Annotated in this window: 11 protein-coding genes and 1 tRNA gene; all 12 read right to left on the bottom strand. The window is 54.5% G+C overall.

Annotation, left to right across the window (positions count from 1 at the left end; all coding sequences use genetic code 11):
• Positions 1-95 precede the first annotated feature (95 nt).
• Complete coding sequence (fusA, locus tag OXI60_02325) at positions 96-2,195, bottom strand: elongation factor G (GenBank protein MDE0308655.1); 2,100 nt, start codon at positions 2,193-2,195, stop codon at positions 96-98.
• Positions 2,196-2,229: 34 nt separating this feature from the next.
• Positions 2,230-2,700 carry a 30S ribosomal protein S7 gene (gene rpsG / locus OXI60_02330; GenBank protein ID MDE0308656.1) on the bottom strand — a complete coding sequence of 157 codons (471 nt, stop codon included), beginning with the start codon at positions 2,698-2,700 and terminating at the stop codon, positions 2,230-2,232.
• Positions 2,701-2,761: 61 nt separating this feature from the next.
• Entirely contained in the window at positions 2,762-3,133 is a 372-nt protein-coding gene (gene rpsL / locus OXI60_02335; GenBank protein MDE0308657.1) for a 30S ribosomal protein S12, read from the bottom strand.
• 189 nt (positions 3,134-3,322) lie between these two features.
• Positions 3,323-7,609, bottom strand: coding sequence for a DNA-directed RNA polymerase subunit beta' (gene rpoC, locus OXI60_02340; protein ID MDE0308658.1), 4,287 nt, complete (start codon positions 7,607-7,609; stop codon positions 3,323-3,325).
• Positions 7,610-7,649: 40 nt separating this feature from the next.
• The gene (gene rpoB / locus OXI60_02345) at positions 7,650-12,152 is read right to left on the bottom strand and encodes a DNA-directed RNA polymerase subunit beta (GenBank protein ID MDE0308659.1); all 4,503 of its coding nucleotides are present in this window, start codon (positions 12,150-12,152) and stop codon (positions 7,650-7,652) included.
• 140 nt (positions 12,153-12,292) lie between these two features.
• Positions 12,293-12,685: a 50S ribosomal protein L7/L12 gene (gene rplL, locus OXI60_02350; GenBank protein ID MDE0308660.1), complete on the bottom strand. Its 393-nt coding sequence runs from the start codon at positions 12,683-12,685 to the stop codon at positions 12,293-12,295.
• 72 nt (positions 12,686-12,757) lie between these two features.
• Complete coding sequence (gene rplJ, locus OXI60_02355) at positions 12,758-13,300, bottom strand: 50S ribosomal protein L10 (GenBank protein ID MDE0308661.1); 543 nt, start codon at positions 13,298-13,300, stop codon at positions 12,758-12,760.
• Positions 13,301-13,343: 43 nt separating this feature from the next.
• On the bottom strand, positions 13,344-14,042 hold the full coding sequence (rplA, locus tag OXI60_02360) for a 50S ribosomal protein L1 (GenBank protein ID MDE0308662.1): 699 nt from the start codon (positions 14,040-14,042) through the stop codon (positions 13,344-13,346).
• A 5-nt stretch (positions 14,043-14,047) separates the two neighbouring features.
• Positions 14,048-14,476 (bottom strand): 50S ribosomal protein L11, encoded by a 429-nt coding sequence (gene rplK / locus OXI60_02365; GenBank protein ID MDE0308663.1) that lies wholly within the window; start codon positions 14,474-14,476, stop codon positions 14,048-14,050.
• A gap of 24 nt (positions 14,477-14,500) precedes the next feature.
• Complete coding sequence (nusG, locus tag OXI60_02370) at positions 14,501-15,052, bottom strand: transcription termination/antitermination protein NusG (protein ID MDE0308664.1); 552 nt, start codon at positions 15,050-15,052, stop codon at positions 14,501-14,503.
• Between the two features lie 26 nt (positions 15,053-15,078).
• Positions 15,079-15,438 carry a preprotein translocase subunit SecE gene (gene secE / locus OXI60_02375; protein ID MDE0308665.1) on the bottom strand — a complete coding sequence of 120 codons (360 nt, stop codon included), beginning with the start codon at positions 15,436-15,438 and terminating at the stop codon, positions 15,079-15,081.
• 21 nt (positions 15,439-15,459) lie between these two features.
• A tRNA-Trp gene (locus OXI60_02380) sits at positions 15,460-15,536 on the bottom strand.
• Positions 15,537-15,607: the final 71 nt, after the last annotated feature.

The raw sequence follows: 15,607 nt of genomic DNA on the forward strand, positions 1-15,607 counted from the left end.
ATCGTACCCACATTCACATGCGGCTTCGTCCGCTCGAACTTTTCCTTTGCCACTTTAATTCACTCGTCCAAAACAATAAACAATCAAAATCCTGATCAGCTCGCCAACTTCAGCGTAACACCTGCGTCTCTCGCCGATACCGGCATATAAGCGTCGAACTCCATCGAATAGGTCGCACGCCCCGACGTCAGTGAGCGAAGCGACGACACATAACCGAACATCTCAACCAGCGGAACACGCACCTTGATGACTTTTCCACTGCTGACATCCTCGACCTGGTCAATGATGCCCTTGCGCGAATTCAGGTCACCTGTGACCGAACCGAGATATTCCATAGGCGTTACCACCTCGACCGACATGAACGGCTGCAGCAGTTGCGGGCGGGCCCGCGCCGCACCATCCCGGAATGCCTGGGTGGCGGCAATCCTGAATGCCTGTTCCGAGGAATCGACATCATGGAATGACCCATCATAGAGGGTTGCCCTGACGTCAACCACCGGATAGCCGGCCAGAACGCCCGATCCCATGGCATCCTCAATGCCCTTCCTGACTGCAGGAATATATTCTTTCGGAATGGCTCCGCCGACAATCTTGTCAACAAACTCAAACCCGCCGCCACGCGGCAACGGCTCGAACTTGATCAAAACGTGTGCGAATTGTCCCTTGCCACCCGTCTGGCGTACGTGCCGGGTCTCCTGATCGATACTGGTCGTGAGGGTCTCGCGATACGCAACCTGCGGCTGACCGATGTTCGCATCAACCTTGAACTCCCGACTCAGGCGATCAATGATGATCTCAAGGTGCAACTCACCCATACCGGAAATGATCGTCTGGCCTGATTCCGAATCGGTTCGAACCTTGAACGACGGATCTTCTTTCGACAGCTTGCCGAGTGCGATGGACAGCCGATCCTCGTCGGCCTTTGTTTTCGGTTCCACCGCCCGGGAGACGACGGGGTCGGGGAATTCCATGCGCTCAAGCGCGATCTCACCACCCATCTCGCAGATCGTATCGCCCGTTGTCACGTTCTTGAGTCCGACCGCGGCGGCAATATCCCCGGTTCGCACTTCCTTGATCTCAACACGATCATTGGCATGCATCTGCAATATTCGACCAATCCGCTCCTTGCGCCGATTGGACACATTAATCACTGTATCTCCCGATTTCAGCGTTCCGGAGTAGGCCCGAAAAAATACCAACTGACCCACAAATGGATCTGTCATGATCTTGAAAGCCAGCGCAGCAAACTTCTCATCGTCTCGCGGATCTCGTTTCTCGACATTCTCACTATCGGAACCGACGACCCCCTCCACCGGCGGCACCTCAGTCGGGTTTGGCAGGTAGTCGATCACGGCATCCAGCAACAGCTGAACACCCTTGTTCTTGAAGGCGGAACCACAAAATACGGGAACGATCCGGCTTTCGATGGTCAGCGTGCGAATTCCTTCCCGGATCTGGGATTCGGTCAGGGTTCCGGTATCCAGCCAGATGCCGGTCAGCTCGTCTGAAGCCTCAGCTGCGGTCTCGATGAGGAGTTCCCGCATCGACTGCGCCTGCTCGATCAGATGATCGGGGACATCCTCGACCTGGAAGCCCGCACCCAGGGTTGTATCATCCCAGTACCATGCTTTCATAGTGATCAGATCGACAATTCCGGAAAATTTCTCTTCCGCACCGATGGGCAACTGCATCGGTACTGATACGGCACCCAGAAACTTCTGAATCTGTCCGTTGACAATCTCGAAATCGGCACCTGCACGATCCATCTTGTTGATGAAAATCACCCGCGGCACACCATATCGGTCCGCCTGTCGCCATACTGTTTCGGTCTGAGGCTCCACGCCGCCGACCGCACACAGCACGGTGACCGCACCGTCCAGCACGCGCAAGGAGCGTTCAACCTCGATGGTAAAGTCAACGTGACCCGGCGTATCAATGATGTTGATCCGGTGCTGGCCCATATTTTCCCTTGCACCTTTCCAGAAACAGGTGGTGGCTGCAGATGTGATCGTGATCCCCCGCTCCTGTTCCTGCTCCATCCAGTCCATGACCGCATTGCCATCGTGCACCTCGCCAATCTTGTGGGAGATGCCCGCATAGAACAATATCCTTTCTGTCGTGGTCGTCTTACCGGCATCAATATGAGCCATGATGCCAATATTCCTGTATTGCTTGAGTGGCGTTTGCCGGGCCATCACTAGTGCCTTGTCCTGACTGTGCAATTAGATTTCAATATCTGAAATGGGAGAACGCCTTGTTCGCCTCCGCCATCTTGTGCGTGTTCTCGCACTTCTTGAACGCCTCACCAGTCTGCTTCGAAGCCTCGATCAGCTCCTCAGCCAACCGGATGGCCATAGACTTCTCCCGTCGTTTCCTGGCCGCCTCGATAATCCAGCGTATCGCCAGCGCGTTACGGCGGGTCGGGCGAACCTCGATCGGCACCTGATAGGTGGCGCCTCCGACGCGGCGGCTTTTCACCTCCACGGTAGGACGCACATTCTCCAGCGCTTCCTCGAATACTTCCAGCGGTTCGCCGGCATTCTTGTCCCGGATGATGTCGAGCGCGTTGTACAGTATCTTCTCAGCAACTGACTTCTTCCCGTCAAGCATCAGCGCATTGACGAACTTGGCGACCGTGACCTCGTGGTATTTCGGGTCCGGCATGATCTTCCGTTTTGGTACCAGCCTACGTCTTGGCATGTTGTCTGTCTTCCAATCTGAATATCGTTCTAAGCAAACCTGGTGCGGCTATATCGTCCATTCACTTCGGACGCTTGGCACCGTATTTCGAGCGTCCCTGCCTGCGCTGCTCAACACCCGACGCGTCCAGCGCACCCCGAACCGTATGGTAGCGAACGCCGGGCAGGTCCTTGACGCGGCCTCCGCGGATCAGAACCACCGAATGTTCCTGCAGATTATGCCCCTCACCACCGATATAGGTTGTGACCTCATAACCATTGGTCAACCTCACCCGGGCAATTTTTCGAAGCGCGGAATTCGGTTTCTTCGGTGTCGTCGTATAGACACGGGTGCAAACACCCCGCTTTTGGGGACAGGCCTCCAATGCCGGTACGTTCGTCTTTTTCTTTTGCTGCTTTCTGGGCTTGTTAACCAGTTGATTGATTGTTGGCATATCAAAAAATTCGTCTAGATTTATATTGAATAAAAAGACAGACCGTGCCCGGTCTGTCTTTTTGCTTCACTGTTGTTCCGACAGTGAACCAATAACTGCTCAATATTAGCGTACTTTGACTAGAAATTCAATTATTCTCAAAAAATTTGGGTGAAATTTCCGGCACCGGCGCAATGCCCGATCGAATCGCTAACTTTTCGCCAGTCCCATACGAAAGACATCACTGACAGCCTTGTCGAAGTCTTCTGTCGACTCCAGGCCAGACTGTTCAATCAGGCCGTCGTCCTCGAACGTCTTGGTAAACTCTTCAGTCTGCCGTCTGACCAGCTCACGCTGCCGTCTGCGTTCCTGATGGTGGACCAATCCGGTCCCGGCAGGAATCAGACGCCCGACAATCACGTTTTCCTTCAAGCCGCGCAGACTATCCACCTTGCCACTGACTGATGCGTCAGTCAGCACACGAATTGTTTCCTGGAATGATGCGGCCGAAATGAACGATTCAGTGAGTAGTGAGGCCTTGGTAATCCCCAGCAGCACACGGACCGCTTTCGCTTCTTCCTGCTCGGGGTCGGCACCGTTTTCATTGGCAAGGCGAATCTGTTCGTTCACATCAAGAAAACGGGATCGCTCCACAATCTCACCCGGCAGGAACTTGGTGGATCCCGGGGATTCAATCCTGACTTTTCGCAGCATCTGCCGGACAATCACCTCGATGTGCTTGTCGTTGATCGTGACGCCCTGGAGGCGATAGACTTCCTGAACCTCATGCACGATATATTGGGTCAGTTCCTCAACCCCCTTGAGTTCCAGGATGTCGGCGGACACAGGTGCGCCTTCCACGATCTGTTCCCCGCGTTCAACCGTCTCGCCGTCAAATACCATCAATGAGCGGCCCTTGGCAATCAGCTCCTTGTGCTCTTCGCCCTCCGCATCCGTGATCACCAATCGAATCTTGCCCTTGGTCTCCTCGCCGAAACTGACCACACCGGAGTATTTCGCATACAGCGCAGGATCTTTCGGACGACGTGCCTCAAACAACTCAGCGACTCTCGGCAGACCACCTGTAATATCCCGGGTTGAGTCATACTCGTGTGGAATTCTCGCCAGCACATCACCAACCGAAACGACCGTGTCGTTCTGCACCAATATCTGTGCGCCCGGCTGGAGCAGGTAACGGACCTCGCGGTTGGTATTCGGCAACATGAGCGTCTCTTCCTTGTCGTTGACCAGCCTGATTGCGGGGCGGTTCTCGATTGTTGCCCCCTTGGACTCGAGCACTGTGTAGAACGGGTGCTTGCCGCTGATTGTCTCATCCTCGCTTTCCCTTGACTGTGAAACCGTCAGTCCATCAACAACATTGTCGAGTCTCACGATACCTTTAATTTCATTGATGATGGGATGGACATGCGGGTCCCATCTAGCGATCTCCTGATCCGGGACGATGGATTCGCCGTCCTTGACAAACAGTTCCGCACCGTACGGCACCTGATAACGTTCAGCAACGATCTTATTGCCGTCGAGAATCTTCACTTCGCCGGAACGGGTGTTCACGATATACGTACCGCGCGAGTTCTCAAGATACGATATGCGATCGAACTCCAGGGTGCCCTGGGTCTTTGCGATAATTCCGGTTGCTGTCTGCTCGCGTTCGGCGACACCACCCATGTGAAATGTCCGCATCGTCAACTGTGTGCCCGGCTCACCGATACTCTGTGCCGCAATGACACCGATTGCCTCGCCTCGGTTGACCAGGTGTCCGCGACCGAGATCGCGACCGTAACAGCTGCTGCAGATTCCGTATTTCGTCTCACACGTTACAGCAGAACGCACCTTGACCCGATGCACGCCATGCAGCTGGATCGACTTCGCGGTTTTTTCTGTAATCACCTCACCGGCCGGGACGATCACCTTGCCCGAACCCGGAGACTTGACATCCAGTGCGGTCACCCGTCCCAGTATCCTGCCGGACAGTGCGACAACGGTATCTCCGCCCTTGACCAGGGCCTCAAGCCACAAGCCTTTCGATGTTCCGCAGTCGCTTTCGGTAATGACAAGGTCCTGACAGACGTCGATCAGTCGCCTTGTGAGATAACCCGAATTCGCGGTTTTCAGCGCCGTATCCGCCAATCCCTTTCGAGCGCCGTGTGTTGATATGAAATACTGCAACACGTCGAGTCCCTCGCGAAAGTTTGCCTTGATCGGCGTCTCGATAATGGTTCCATCGGGTTTCGACATCAGGCCTCTCATCGCCGCCAATTGGCGAATCTGGGCGTGAGAACCCCGCGCACCCGAATCAGCCATCACATGAACTGGATTGAAAGAAGCCTGCTCCACCTCGTTTCCATCTTGGTCAGTAGTGGTTTCGACGCTCAGTTTTGCCATCATCGAACTGGCCACCTGGTCGCTGGCGCGTCCCCAGATGTCCACCACCTTGTTGTAACGCTCGCCATCGGTAAGGAATCCGGCAGCCGCCTGTCTCTGGACCGATTCGACCTCTCGGTCAGCCTCGTCCAGGATGGCTCGCTTGTCTTCGGGAATTTCGATATCGTTGACACAAATCGAAATGCCCCCCTTGGCGGCGTAGTCGAAACCGAGATACATCAGCTGGTCTGCCAAAACCACCGTCTCTTTCAGTCCGACGTGACGATAGCATTCGTTCACAATCTCTGAAATGGCACGCTTGTTCAGAACCCTGTTGATCAACTCAAATGACATTCCGTCGGGAACAACTTCAGACAGCAGCGCCCGGCCCACGGTGGTGTCGAACAGCTTCGCGCTTTCGCGCACTTCGCCCTTTTCCTTCAGCATTTCGGTAATCCGTACACGAATCTGCGCGTGGAGTGAGACCCCGCCGAGCTCGTAAGCCCGCCGAACTTCGGCGACATCCGAAAATATCTTACCCGAACCTTTCGCATTCGCCGCTTCCCGGGTCAGGTAATACAAACCCAGCACAATGTCCTGCGATGGCACAATGATGGGTTCCCCGTTCGCCGGTGACAGGATGTTGTTGGTTGACATCATCAGTGTTCGCGCCTCGACCTGCGACTCGATCGTCAGCGGCACGTGCACCGCCATCTGGTCGCCGTCGAAGTCCGCGTTGTAAGGGGTGCAAACCAGCGGATGCAGCTGAATTGCCTTGCCTTCAACCAGCATCGGCTCGAAAGCCTGGATGCCAAGACGGTGGAGTGTCGGTGCGCGGTTAAGCAGCACCGGATGTTCCCGAATCACTTCTTCCAGCACATCCCAGACTTCTGAGCTTTCCTGCTCGATCGTCTTTTTCGCACTCTTGATATTGAACCGATCCGGATAGCGCCTGATCAATTCGTAAACCACGAAAGGCTTGAACAGCTCCAGCGCCATGCGCTTGGGAATTCCGCACTGGTGCAGTTTCAGTGTCGGTCCCACCACAATGACAGAACGCCCCGAGTAGTCCACCCGCTTGCCGAGCAGATTCTGTCGGAACCTACCCTGCTTGCCCTTGATCATGTCCGCCAGGGACTTGAGCTTTTGCTTGTTGGCACCGGTAATCATCTTACCCCGACGACCATTGTCGAGCAACGCATCCACAGCTTCCTGCAACATGCGTTTTTCGTTTCTGACGATGATTTCAGGCGCATTCAGCTCAAGCAGACGCTTGAGACGATTGTTGCGATTGATGACACGTCGATAAAGATCGTTCAGGTCAGAGGTTGCAAAGCGGCCCGCATCCAAAGGAACCAGCGGTCTGAGTTCCGGCGGAAGAATCGGAAGAACCTCGAGAATCATCCATTCGGGCTTATTGCCCGACTCAAGAAACGATTCGATCAGTTTCAGACGCTTGGTCAGCTTCTTGATCTTGGTTTCAGAACGGGTATCCTCAAGATCCTCACGCAACAGGACGGCCTCCTCCTCAAAATCAATGATCTTGACGAGGTCCCTGATCGCCTCAGCGCCCATCCTGGCCTCAAATTCTCCTCCGTAGGATTCCATCAACTCGTAGTATTTCTCCTCGCTGAGGACATCACCCCGCTTCAGCGTCGTTTCATAGCCAGGCTCAATGACTACATAGGCTTCGAAATACATCACCTGCTCAATCTGCCGGACTGTCATATCGAGCAGTGTTCCCAGTCGGGACGGCAGACTTTTAAGAAACCAGATGTGGGCGACGGGACTGGCCAGATCAATGTGACCCATCCGCTCGCGTCGGACTTTCGACAGTGTCACCTCGACACCGCATTTCTCACAGACAACACCTTGGTGCTTGAGACGCTTGTACTTCCCACACTGACATTCATTGTCTTTGGTCGGTCCGAACAATTTGGCGCAGAACAGGCCGTCCCGTTCCGGCTTGAACGTACGGTAGTTGATCGTTTCCGGCTTTCGAACCTCTCCGAACGACCAGCTGCGAATTTTCTCAGGCGAGGCCAGTCCAATGCGGATCTCATCGAAATCCTCCATCTTTCCTGCTCGTCTCATCAGGTTGCCAATATCTTTCATTTGCTCACCTCGGAAATAGATTTTCCAACTCTGTATTCTGTCAGATCGACGACTTTGACGGTCGCATTTCCACATTCAATCCCAGCGATCGAATTTCCTTCACCAGCACATTGAATGATTCCGGAACATTTGCCTCCATGCGGTGACTGCCGCAGGTAATGTTCTCATAGATCTTCGCACGGCCGAACATGTCATCTGACTTGACTGTCAGCATCTCCTGCAATGTGTATGCGGCACCATAGGCCTCAAGCGCCCAGACCTCCATCTCACCGAAACGCTGACCGCCGCCCATGGCCTTCCCGCCCAGAGGCTGCTGCGTAATCAGGCTGTATGGCCCAGTCGAGCGCGCATGCATCTTGTCATCCACCAGGTGGGTGAGCTTGAGCATATACATGTAGCCGACTGTAATCGGGCGATCAAATGCCTCACCGGTACGTCCGTCGTACAGGATCGCCTGCCCACTTTCCGGCAGGCCGGCAATCTTCAGCATCTCCTTCACTTCCCGCTCGGTCGCCCCGTCAAAAACCGGAGTTGCGATCGGCAGCCCGTTCCTGAGATTGCCCGAAAGTTCCATGACCTGAGTCGCCGTCAGTTTGTTCATGAGAGTCTTCTCCGAATCGGAGTTGTAGAACGTTCTCAGATACTCCTTCATTGCGGGCGCTTTCGTACCCTTGTCGATCAGTTCTCCAATCTGCTTGCCGATTTCGCGGGACGCCCAGCCAAGATGGGTCTCCAGCACCTGACCGATATTCATCCGGGACGGAACACCGAGCGGGTTCAGGATGATGTCGACCGTGGTGCCATCTTCCAGATGCGGCATATCCTCGACGGGTACGATATTGGAGATCACGCCCTTGTTTCCATGACGCCCCGCCATCTTGTCACCTGGCTGAAGCCGACGCTTGACGGCAACGAACACTTTCACACGTTTCTGGACGCCTGGTTTCAGATCATCGCCTTCTTCAAGCTTGTCTTTCTTGTCCTTGAACTCCGAATCGTACTGTTCTTTTTTCTCGTCAATCTGCTGGCGGATCATCTCGAAGCGGTGGGCTACATCGTCATCCCGCACCCGAATCTTGAAATATTCAGAATCGGAAAGGTCCCCAAGATACTCCCGAGTGATGACATCACCCTTGCCCAGCTCTCCCGGACCGCCTTCAGCCACTTGGCCGATAAGCAATGCGTTGATTCGATCAAATGCCGCCTGCTTCTCGATTCTGAACTTCTCATTGAGATCCTTGCGGATTCGCTTGATCTCGGAATCGATGTTCTTCTCGGCCCGCGCATCACGTTCGATACCCTCCCGAGTGAACACCTGGACATCGATCACGGTTCCCGAAACTCCGGACGGCATTCTCAAGGAAGTGTCTTTTGTCTCGGATGCCTTCTCGCCGAAGATCGCAAACATCAGTTTCTGTTCCGGTGAAGGCTGGACATCGCCCTTCGGCGAAACTTTGCCGACCAGAATATCACCGGATTTGACTTCCGCTCCGGTTCGGATGATGCCGGAATCATCAAGCTGGGCAAGTGCCGACTCCCCGATATTCGGGATATCGCACGTGATTTCCTCCATGCCGAGCTTGGTGTCTCGGGCTTCGATGCTGTATTCCTCGATATGAACCGTGGTGTAGACCTCATCTTGCACCAGGCGCTCGGAAATGACGATCGAGTCCTCGAAGTTGTAACCGCTCCATGCCATGAAGGCCACCAGGATGTTACGTCCCAGTGCCAGTTCTCCCAGACTTGTCGCCGGCCCATCGGCGATGGTGTCACCCTTCTCGATGCGATCCTTGACATTGACCAGCGGTCGCTGGTTGATTGTGGTGCTCTGGTTTGACCGTCGATACTTGATCAGACTGTAGATATCCACCCCTGAATCCTGTTCGCCGATCTCGTGCTCATTCACCCGGATAACAATTCGGCTGGCGTCGACCGACTCAACAATTCCACCGCGTCGGGCAGTCACTGTCACACCGGATTCCACACCGACCGTGCGTTCTGTTCCGGTACCGATCAGCGGAGTTTCAGGCTGAATCGTCGGCACCGCCTGGCGTTGCATGTTGGATCCCATCAGTGCGCGGTTTGCATCGTCGTGCTCCAGGAATGGAATGCAGGCTGTGGCGATTGACACGATCTGCGCCGGCGCCACATCAACATAGTCGATATTGTCAGGGCGAGACAATGTGAACTCGTTACCCTTACGGCATGGAACGAGCTCCTCACTCGCTTCTCCATTGGATTCGCTCGACTTGGTTGTCGGCGCGATGAAAAACTCACCCTCCTCAATGGCGGACAGATAGTTCACATCCTTAGGCGACGTCGACTCCTTTCCGTTTCTGACCTTGCGGTACGGAGTTTCCAAAAATCCGTAGTCGTTGATCCGGGCATACATCGCGAGTGAGTTGATCAGTCCGATATTCGGTCCTTCCGGCGTCTCAATGGGACATACCCGGCCATAGTGTGTCGGATGGACATCACGCACCTCGAAGCCGGCCCGCTCCCTTGAAAGACCACCCGGGCCCAGCGCTGTCACCCTGCGCTTGTGTGTCACTTCAGACAATGGATTCGTCTGATCCATGAATTGCGACAGCTGACTGGAACGGAAGAATTCCCGCACCACCGCCGTAACCGGTTTCGCATTCACCAGATCTTGCGGAGTCAGTCCCTCCACATCCGGCTGACTCAGGCGCTCGCGCACCGCACGCTCGACCCGGCTCAGCCCCATCCTGAACTGATTTTCCACAAGCTCACCAACTGAACGCACGCGGCGATTTCCCAGATTGTCGATATCATCGACCTCATCCTTGCCATCTTTCAGGTCAATCAGCAGCTTGACAACATCAAGAATGTCGCGATTGTCCAGGACCTTGGCTCCGGTTTCGTCGGGACGTCTCAGCCGACGATTGAGCTTCATCCGCCCGACCGCGGAAAGGTTATACCTGCTCTCGGTGAAAAACAGATTGTTGAATAGAGCGTCTGCCGCCTCGATGGTGGGCGGATCGCCTGGCCGCATCATGCGATAGATTCGCTTTCGCGCCTCCTGCTCACTGATTCCGCTGTCGAGTCTCATTGTGTCCGAGATATACGATCCGCAATCCAGCTCGTTGGTGTAGATTGTCTGGAACTCGCTGATGCCGCCTGCCTTGAGAAACTGTACAAGTCTCCTGCCATCCTCAATGATCTCATTCGCTTGCAGAATTGATGAACCTTGCAGGAATCTCGGCGTCTTGCTCAGAATGGTTATCTGTGAGATGCCCGCCTCGCGCAGAGTCTTGAGCCTTTCACCTTCCGGATCAAAAATGTCTTCCGGCTGCATCAGCACTTCCCCGCTGGACGGATCGGCAACCGGCAGGCCTGCCGCACGATTTTCCAGATAGGATTCGGGAACCATCACTCGCTTGACCTTCGATGCTTTGAGCGCTTCTATCTCCTTGGCGGTTATTTCCACATTCTCAGCGACGATCTGCTCACCATCGAGACTGATCAGTGGAAATTCGAACGATGCCCCCTCAATGTTTTCCAAACGGTCAAGTACCATTGTGATCCGACCGTCCTTTCTCAGCATGAAAGTTTCGGTATCGGCACCGTCACCTTCGTAGTGGATGACTCTGGCAGAAACCCGGCCGTTGAGGAAGCTGGGCTCTACCTTCAAGCGTCGCAATTTCGCTGCAGCAAGTTTGCGAACATCCGCACGGTTGATGCGCTTTCCCTTCTCCACCAGGACTTTGTCGTTGCGATTCCTGATATCAAAATCCAGAGTCAATCCATGAAGCTTTTCAGGATCATCCAGCATCAAGGTGAGTGAACCGTCCTTGGCGATCCTGAACGTATCAAAGTCGAAAAACTCTTGCAGAATCTCCTCATCACTGTAGCCCATCGCCCTGAAGAGTACGCTCGCAGGCTCCTTCTTTCTGCGATCGATCCGCATGAAAAGCAAATCCTTGGTGTCAAACTCAAAATCGAGCCACGATCCCCAGTAGGGAATCACCCGACAGTTAAAAAGCAACTTGCCAGAGGAGTGGGACTTGCCCTTGTCATGATCGAAGAAAACTCCGGGTGAGCGGTGCAGCTGTGACACCACAACACGCTCAGTACCGTTGATGATGAACGAACCGCTCTCGGTCATGAGCGGAATCTCACCGATATAGACCGCAGCGCTCTCAATCACATCCTTGACGACCCGTTGCGCATCATCGGACTTGGTTGTTCCTCGCTCGAAATTGACCAGGTTGAGTGTTGCCTTGATGGGCGAGGTGTAGGTCAGACCACGCTGCCGGCATTCGACCTCGTCAAATTTGGGCTGCTCCAGCATGTACTTGATAAACCGAAGCTCTCCATCACCGCTGTGACTGGTGATGGGAAATGCGGAGTTGAAGGCGGCCTGCAGACCGACGTTCTCGCGCTCGTCGGGATCGACTTCCGCTTGCAGGAACCGCTGGTATGAACTTTTCTGGATTTCCAGAAGATAGGGAACAGGCAACACATCCTTGCGCTTGCCAAAGCTTTTTCGGATCCGTTTCTTTTCAGTAAAGCTGTATTTCATGTCAATGGGGGACCCACTCGGTCAGGTATGATTTGAACGTACATAAGCAGACGGGTTCCAGCCGCAATGGAACCGCGGGCAGGCAGATAGCCTGATATCGTCTGAAATTTGGAAATGCGAACGACGAGATCGACAAGCGATTACTTGATCTCAGCCGAGCCGCCGGCTTCCTCAATCTCTTTCTTGAGCGCTTCGGCGTCTTCTTTCGACATCCCTTCCATGATGGTTGCAGGAGCGCTGTCGGTCAATTCTTTGGATTCCTTCAAGCCCAGACCTGCGGCCGCGCGCACGACCTTGATGACTCCGACCTTCTTATCGCCGACTTCAGTCAGCACCACTGAGTATTCCGTCTGCTCCTCTTCAGTTTCCGCAGCGGAATCAGCAGCACCGCCCGCAGCGACAGGCATGGCTGCGACTGTCGCGGCCGCAGCCGAAACACCAAATTTCTCTTCCATCTCCTTGATCATCTCAGACAGATCAAGGACTGACATTTCTGAAATTGCGTCAATAATTTCTTGCCTCGACAAAGACATTAGAGGTTCCCCCGTAGCGTGAGTTGATGTGATTCAGTAAATAAGTGTTCAAATCGCGGATGGTTCATACCATCAGCTGCTCGATTCGGACTCGGAAGACTCTTCCGAATCCCTGACTGCTGCCAGCACGCGCACGAATCCACTCGGAATCTCGTTGAGTGTGCTGACAAACTTCTGTATTGGCGCCGCCATCGTACCCATCAATCTGGCCAAAAGCTCATCCCGGCCGGGCAGCTTCGCGATCTGCTCCAATTGTTCGGCCGATATCAGCTGACCGTTCATGGCACCGGTCTGAATCCTGAACTGCGTGTTCTTGGCGGCAAATTCAGACAGGGTTTTTGCCACTGCAACCGGATCATCGGCAACCGCAAGTGCCAATGGCCCGTTGAAATGCTCCTTGAGACACTCGAAATCGGTGTCATCAACCGCGCGCCGGGCCAAGGTGTTCTTCACCACCTGGATGCGTACATTGGCTTCGCGCGCCTCGCGTCGCAATACACCCATCCCGGCCACATCAACGCCACGGTATTCGGACAGCACCGCCAGCTTTGCGGACTCAAGATCCTTATGCACCGCATCTACAATCTGATGCTTTCGTTCAAGATTCTCGTTCATATGCAATACCGCTGAAAAAAATCAATCTGCCAGTTCGAATTCATTAGGTTCTCGCCAGTTCGGTGGCGTCCACACGGACTCCGGGGCCCATCGTAGTCGACAAAGACACCTTCCTGAAGTACTGGCCCTTGGCCGCCGGTGGCTGAGCCCGCTTCAGCGCCCGCAGCAGCTCGTGAAAATTCTCGGTCAGCGCCTGTTCGTCAAATGAGGCCTTGCCGATTCCACAGTGAACAATGCCGGCCCGATCGATCCTGAAGTTCACCTTGCCGGCCTTGGCTTCCTTGACTGCCTCTGCAATATCAGTTCTGACCGTTCCGGTCTTGGGGTTGGGCATCAGGCCCTTGGGTCCCAGAATCCGGCCGACCGTTGCCACCGCCTTCATCGCATCCGGCTCCGCAATACACGAGTCGAACTCTATCTCACCCTTCTTGACAGACTCGACCAGATCCTCGAATCCAACAATATCCGCACCGGCCTCTTTTGCGGCTTCGGCATTGGTGCCGGTCGCAAAAACCGCCACCCGGGTTGTCTTTCCGATACCGCGCGGCAAAATGGCGGTTCCCCGGACATTCTGATCTGACTTGCGCGCATCGATGCCGAGTTGCACCGCGACCTCTACAGTCTCGTCAAATTTGGTCGAGGCGGTCTTCTTGACCAGCTCCATTGCCTCGTTCAAGGGGTAGAGTCGGGTACTGTCGACCTGCTCTTCAAGTTTCCTGAATCTTTTTCCTGCTTTCGACATTTCCGTCACTCCTCAACTTCCAGCCCCATGCTGACCGCTGTCCCAGCGATGATGCGTACGGCCTGGTCCATGTCATAACTGTTCAAATCCGGATTCTTGACCGTGACAATCTCCTCCAGCTGGGCACGGGTCACCTTGCCAACCTTCTCCCGATTCGGCTCTGCACTGCCTTTGTCAACACCCGCTGCCTTTTTCAGAAGATACGAAGCGGGCGGCGTCTTGGTCTCAAAACTGAAGGATCGATCGGCATAGACCGTGATTACGACCGGAATCGGCATCCCATTTTCCATCGACTGCGTCTTGGCGTTGAATGCCTTGCAGAATTCCATAATGTTCAGCCCATGCTGGCCCAGAGCCGGGCCGACCGGCGGGCCTGGCACCGCTTCCTTGGCCGGTACCTGCAGCTTGATATAGGCGGTTATCTTCTTTGCCATCGTATTGCCTTACAGTTGGTTGGATCAGCTCTTCGTGACCTGACTGAAATCCAGTTCTACCGGTGTCGAACGACCGAATATGGTGACTGAGACACGAAGTTTGCTCTTTTCATAATTCACATCCTCAACAGTGCCGTTGAACTCCTCGAACGGTCCGTCAATGACCCGCACCAGTTCGCCGGGCGCGAAGTAAAACTTCGGCCGCGGATTGTTCACCCCCGCCTCGACCTGCTCGATGATCGAATTTGCCTCGTGCTGTGAGATCGCGGTTGGCTCCTTGCCGCCGATGAAACTGCAAATGTGCGGAATGCTGTTGACCAGGTGCCAGGTCTCGGGTGTCATATCCATGTTGATGAAGACGTAGCCTGGATAGAAATTGCGCTCGGTAGTGCGGCGCTGTCCGCTTCTCATTTCGACAACTTCCTCTGTCGGCACCAGGATATCACCGAAGTAGTCGTCGAACTGCTCGCGCGCAATGTATTCCTCCAGCGACCTCCGCACGCGTTTCTCATGTCCCGAATAGGTGTGAAGGACATACCAGCGTTTTCCGTCAGCATCGGATTGGGGTGTGTTCATATCCCTGGATTCATCGTCTGTCATTTTCAACCACCGATTTGCAGAAATAGATCGTAAATTACCCAGAATGAGATCGTGTCCAGCATCCACAGAAACAGCCCGATCAGCACCACCATGATGATGACGATCAGCGTGCTCTGCACTGTGTCCTTGCGCCCCGGCCATACAATTTTCCGGAACTCGGACCTTGCACCCTTCGCAAATTCCCATGCCTGCTGCCCGGGTGATGACATCAGCGCCACTGCCGCAGCCGCAATGATGCTTCCTACCAGCAGTGCGACACGAACCAGTTCCGAAGCATCATCCAGAACATAAAACGCAGCGACACCGGCAACCAGTACGAATACGGCACCGATAAGCTTGACTTTGTCCACTACTTCTGACATGTCCGCGCTACCTGGTCAATCTGGCAGGCCAGGAGGGACTCGAACCCCCAACCTGCGGTTTTGGAGACCGCTGCTCTGCCAAATTGAGCTACTGGCCTTGGTTCAATCCCGACGAATTCCCGATCACTTGAGGATCTTGGTCACGACGCCGGCGCCGATGGTGCGTCCG

The organism is Acidiferrobacterales bacterium (assembly GCA_028820695.1).
GTDB lineage: Bacteria > Pseudomonadota > Gammaproteobacteria > Arenicellales > JAJDZL01 > JAJDZL01.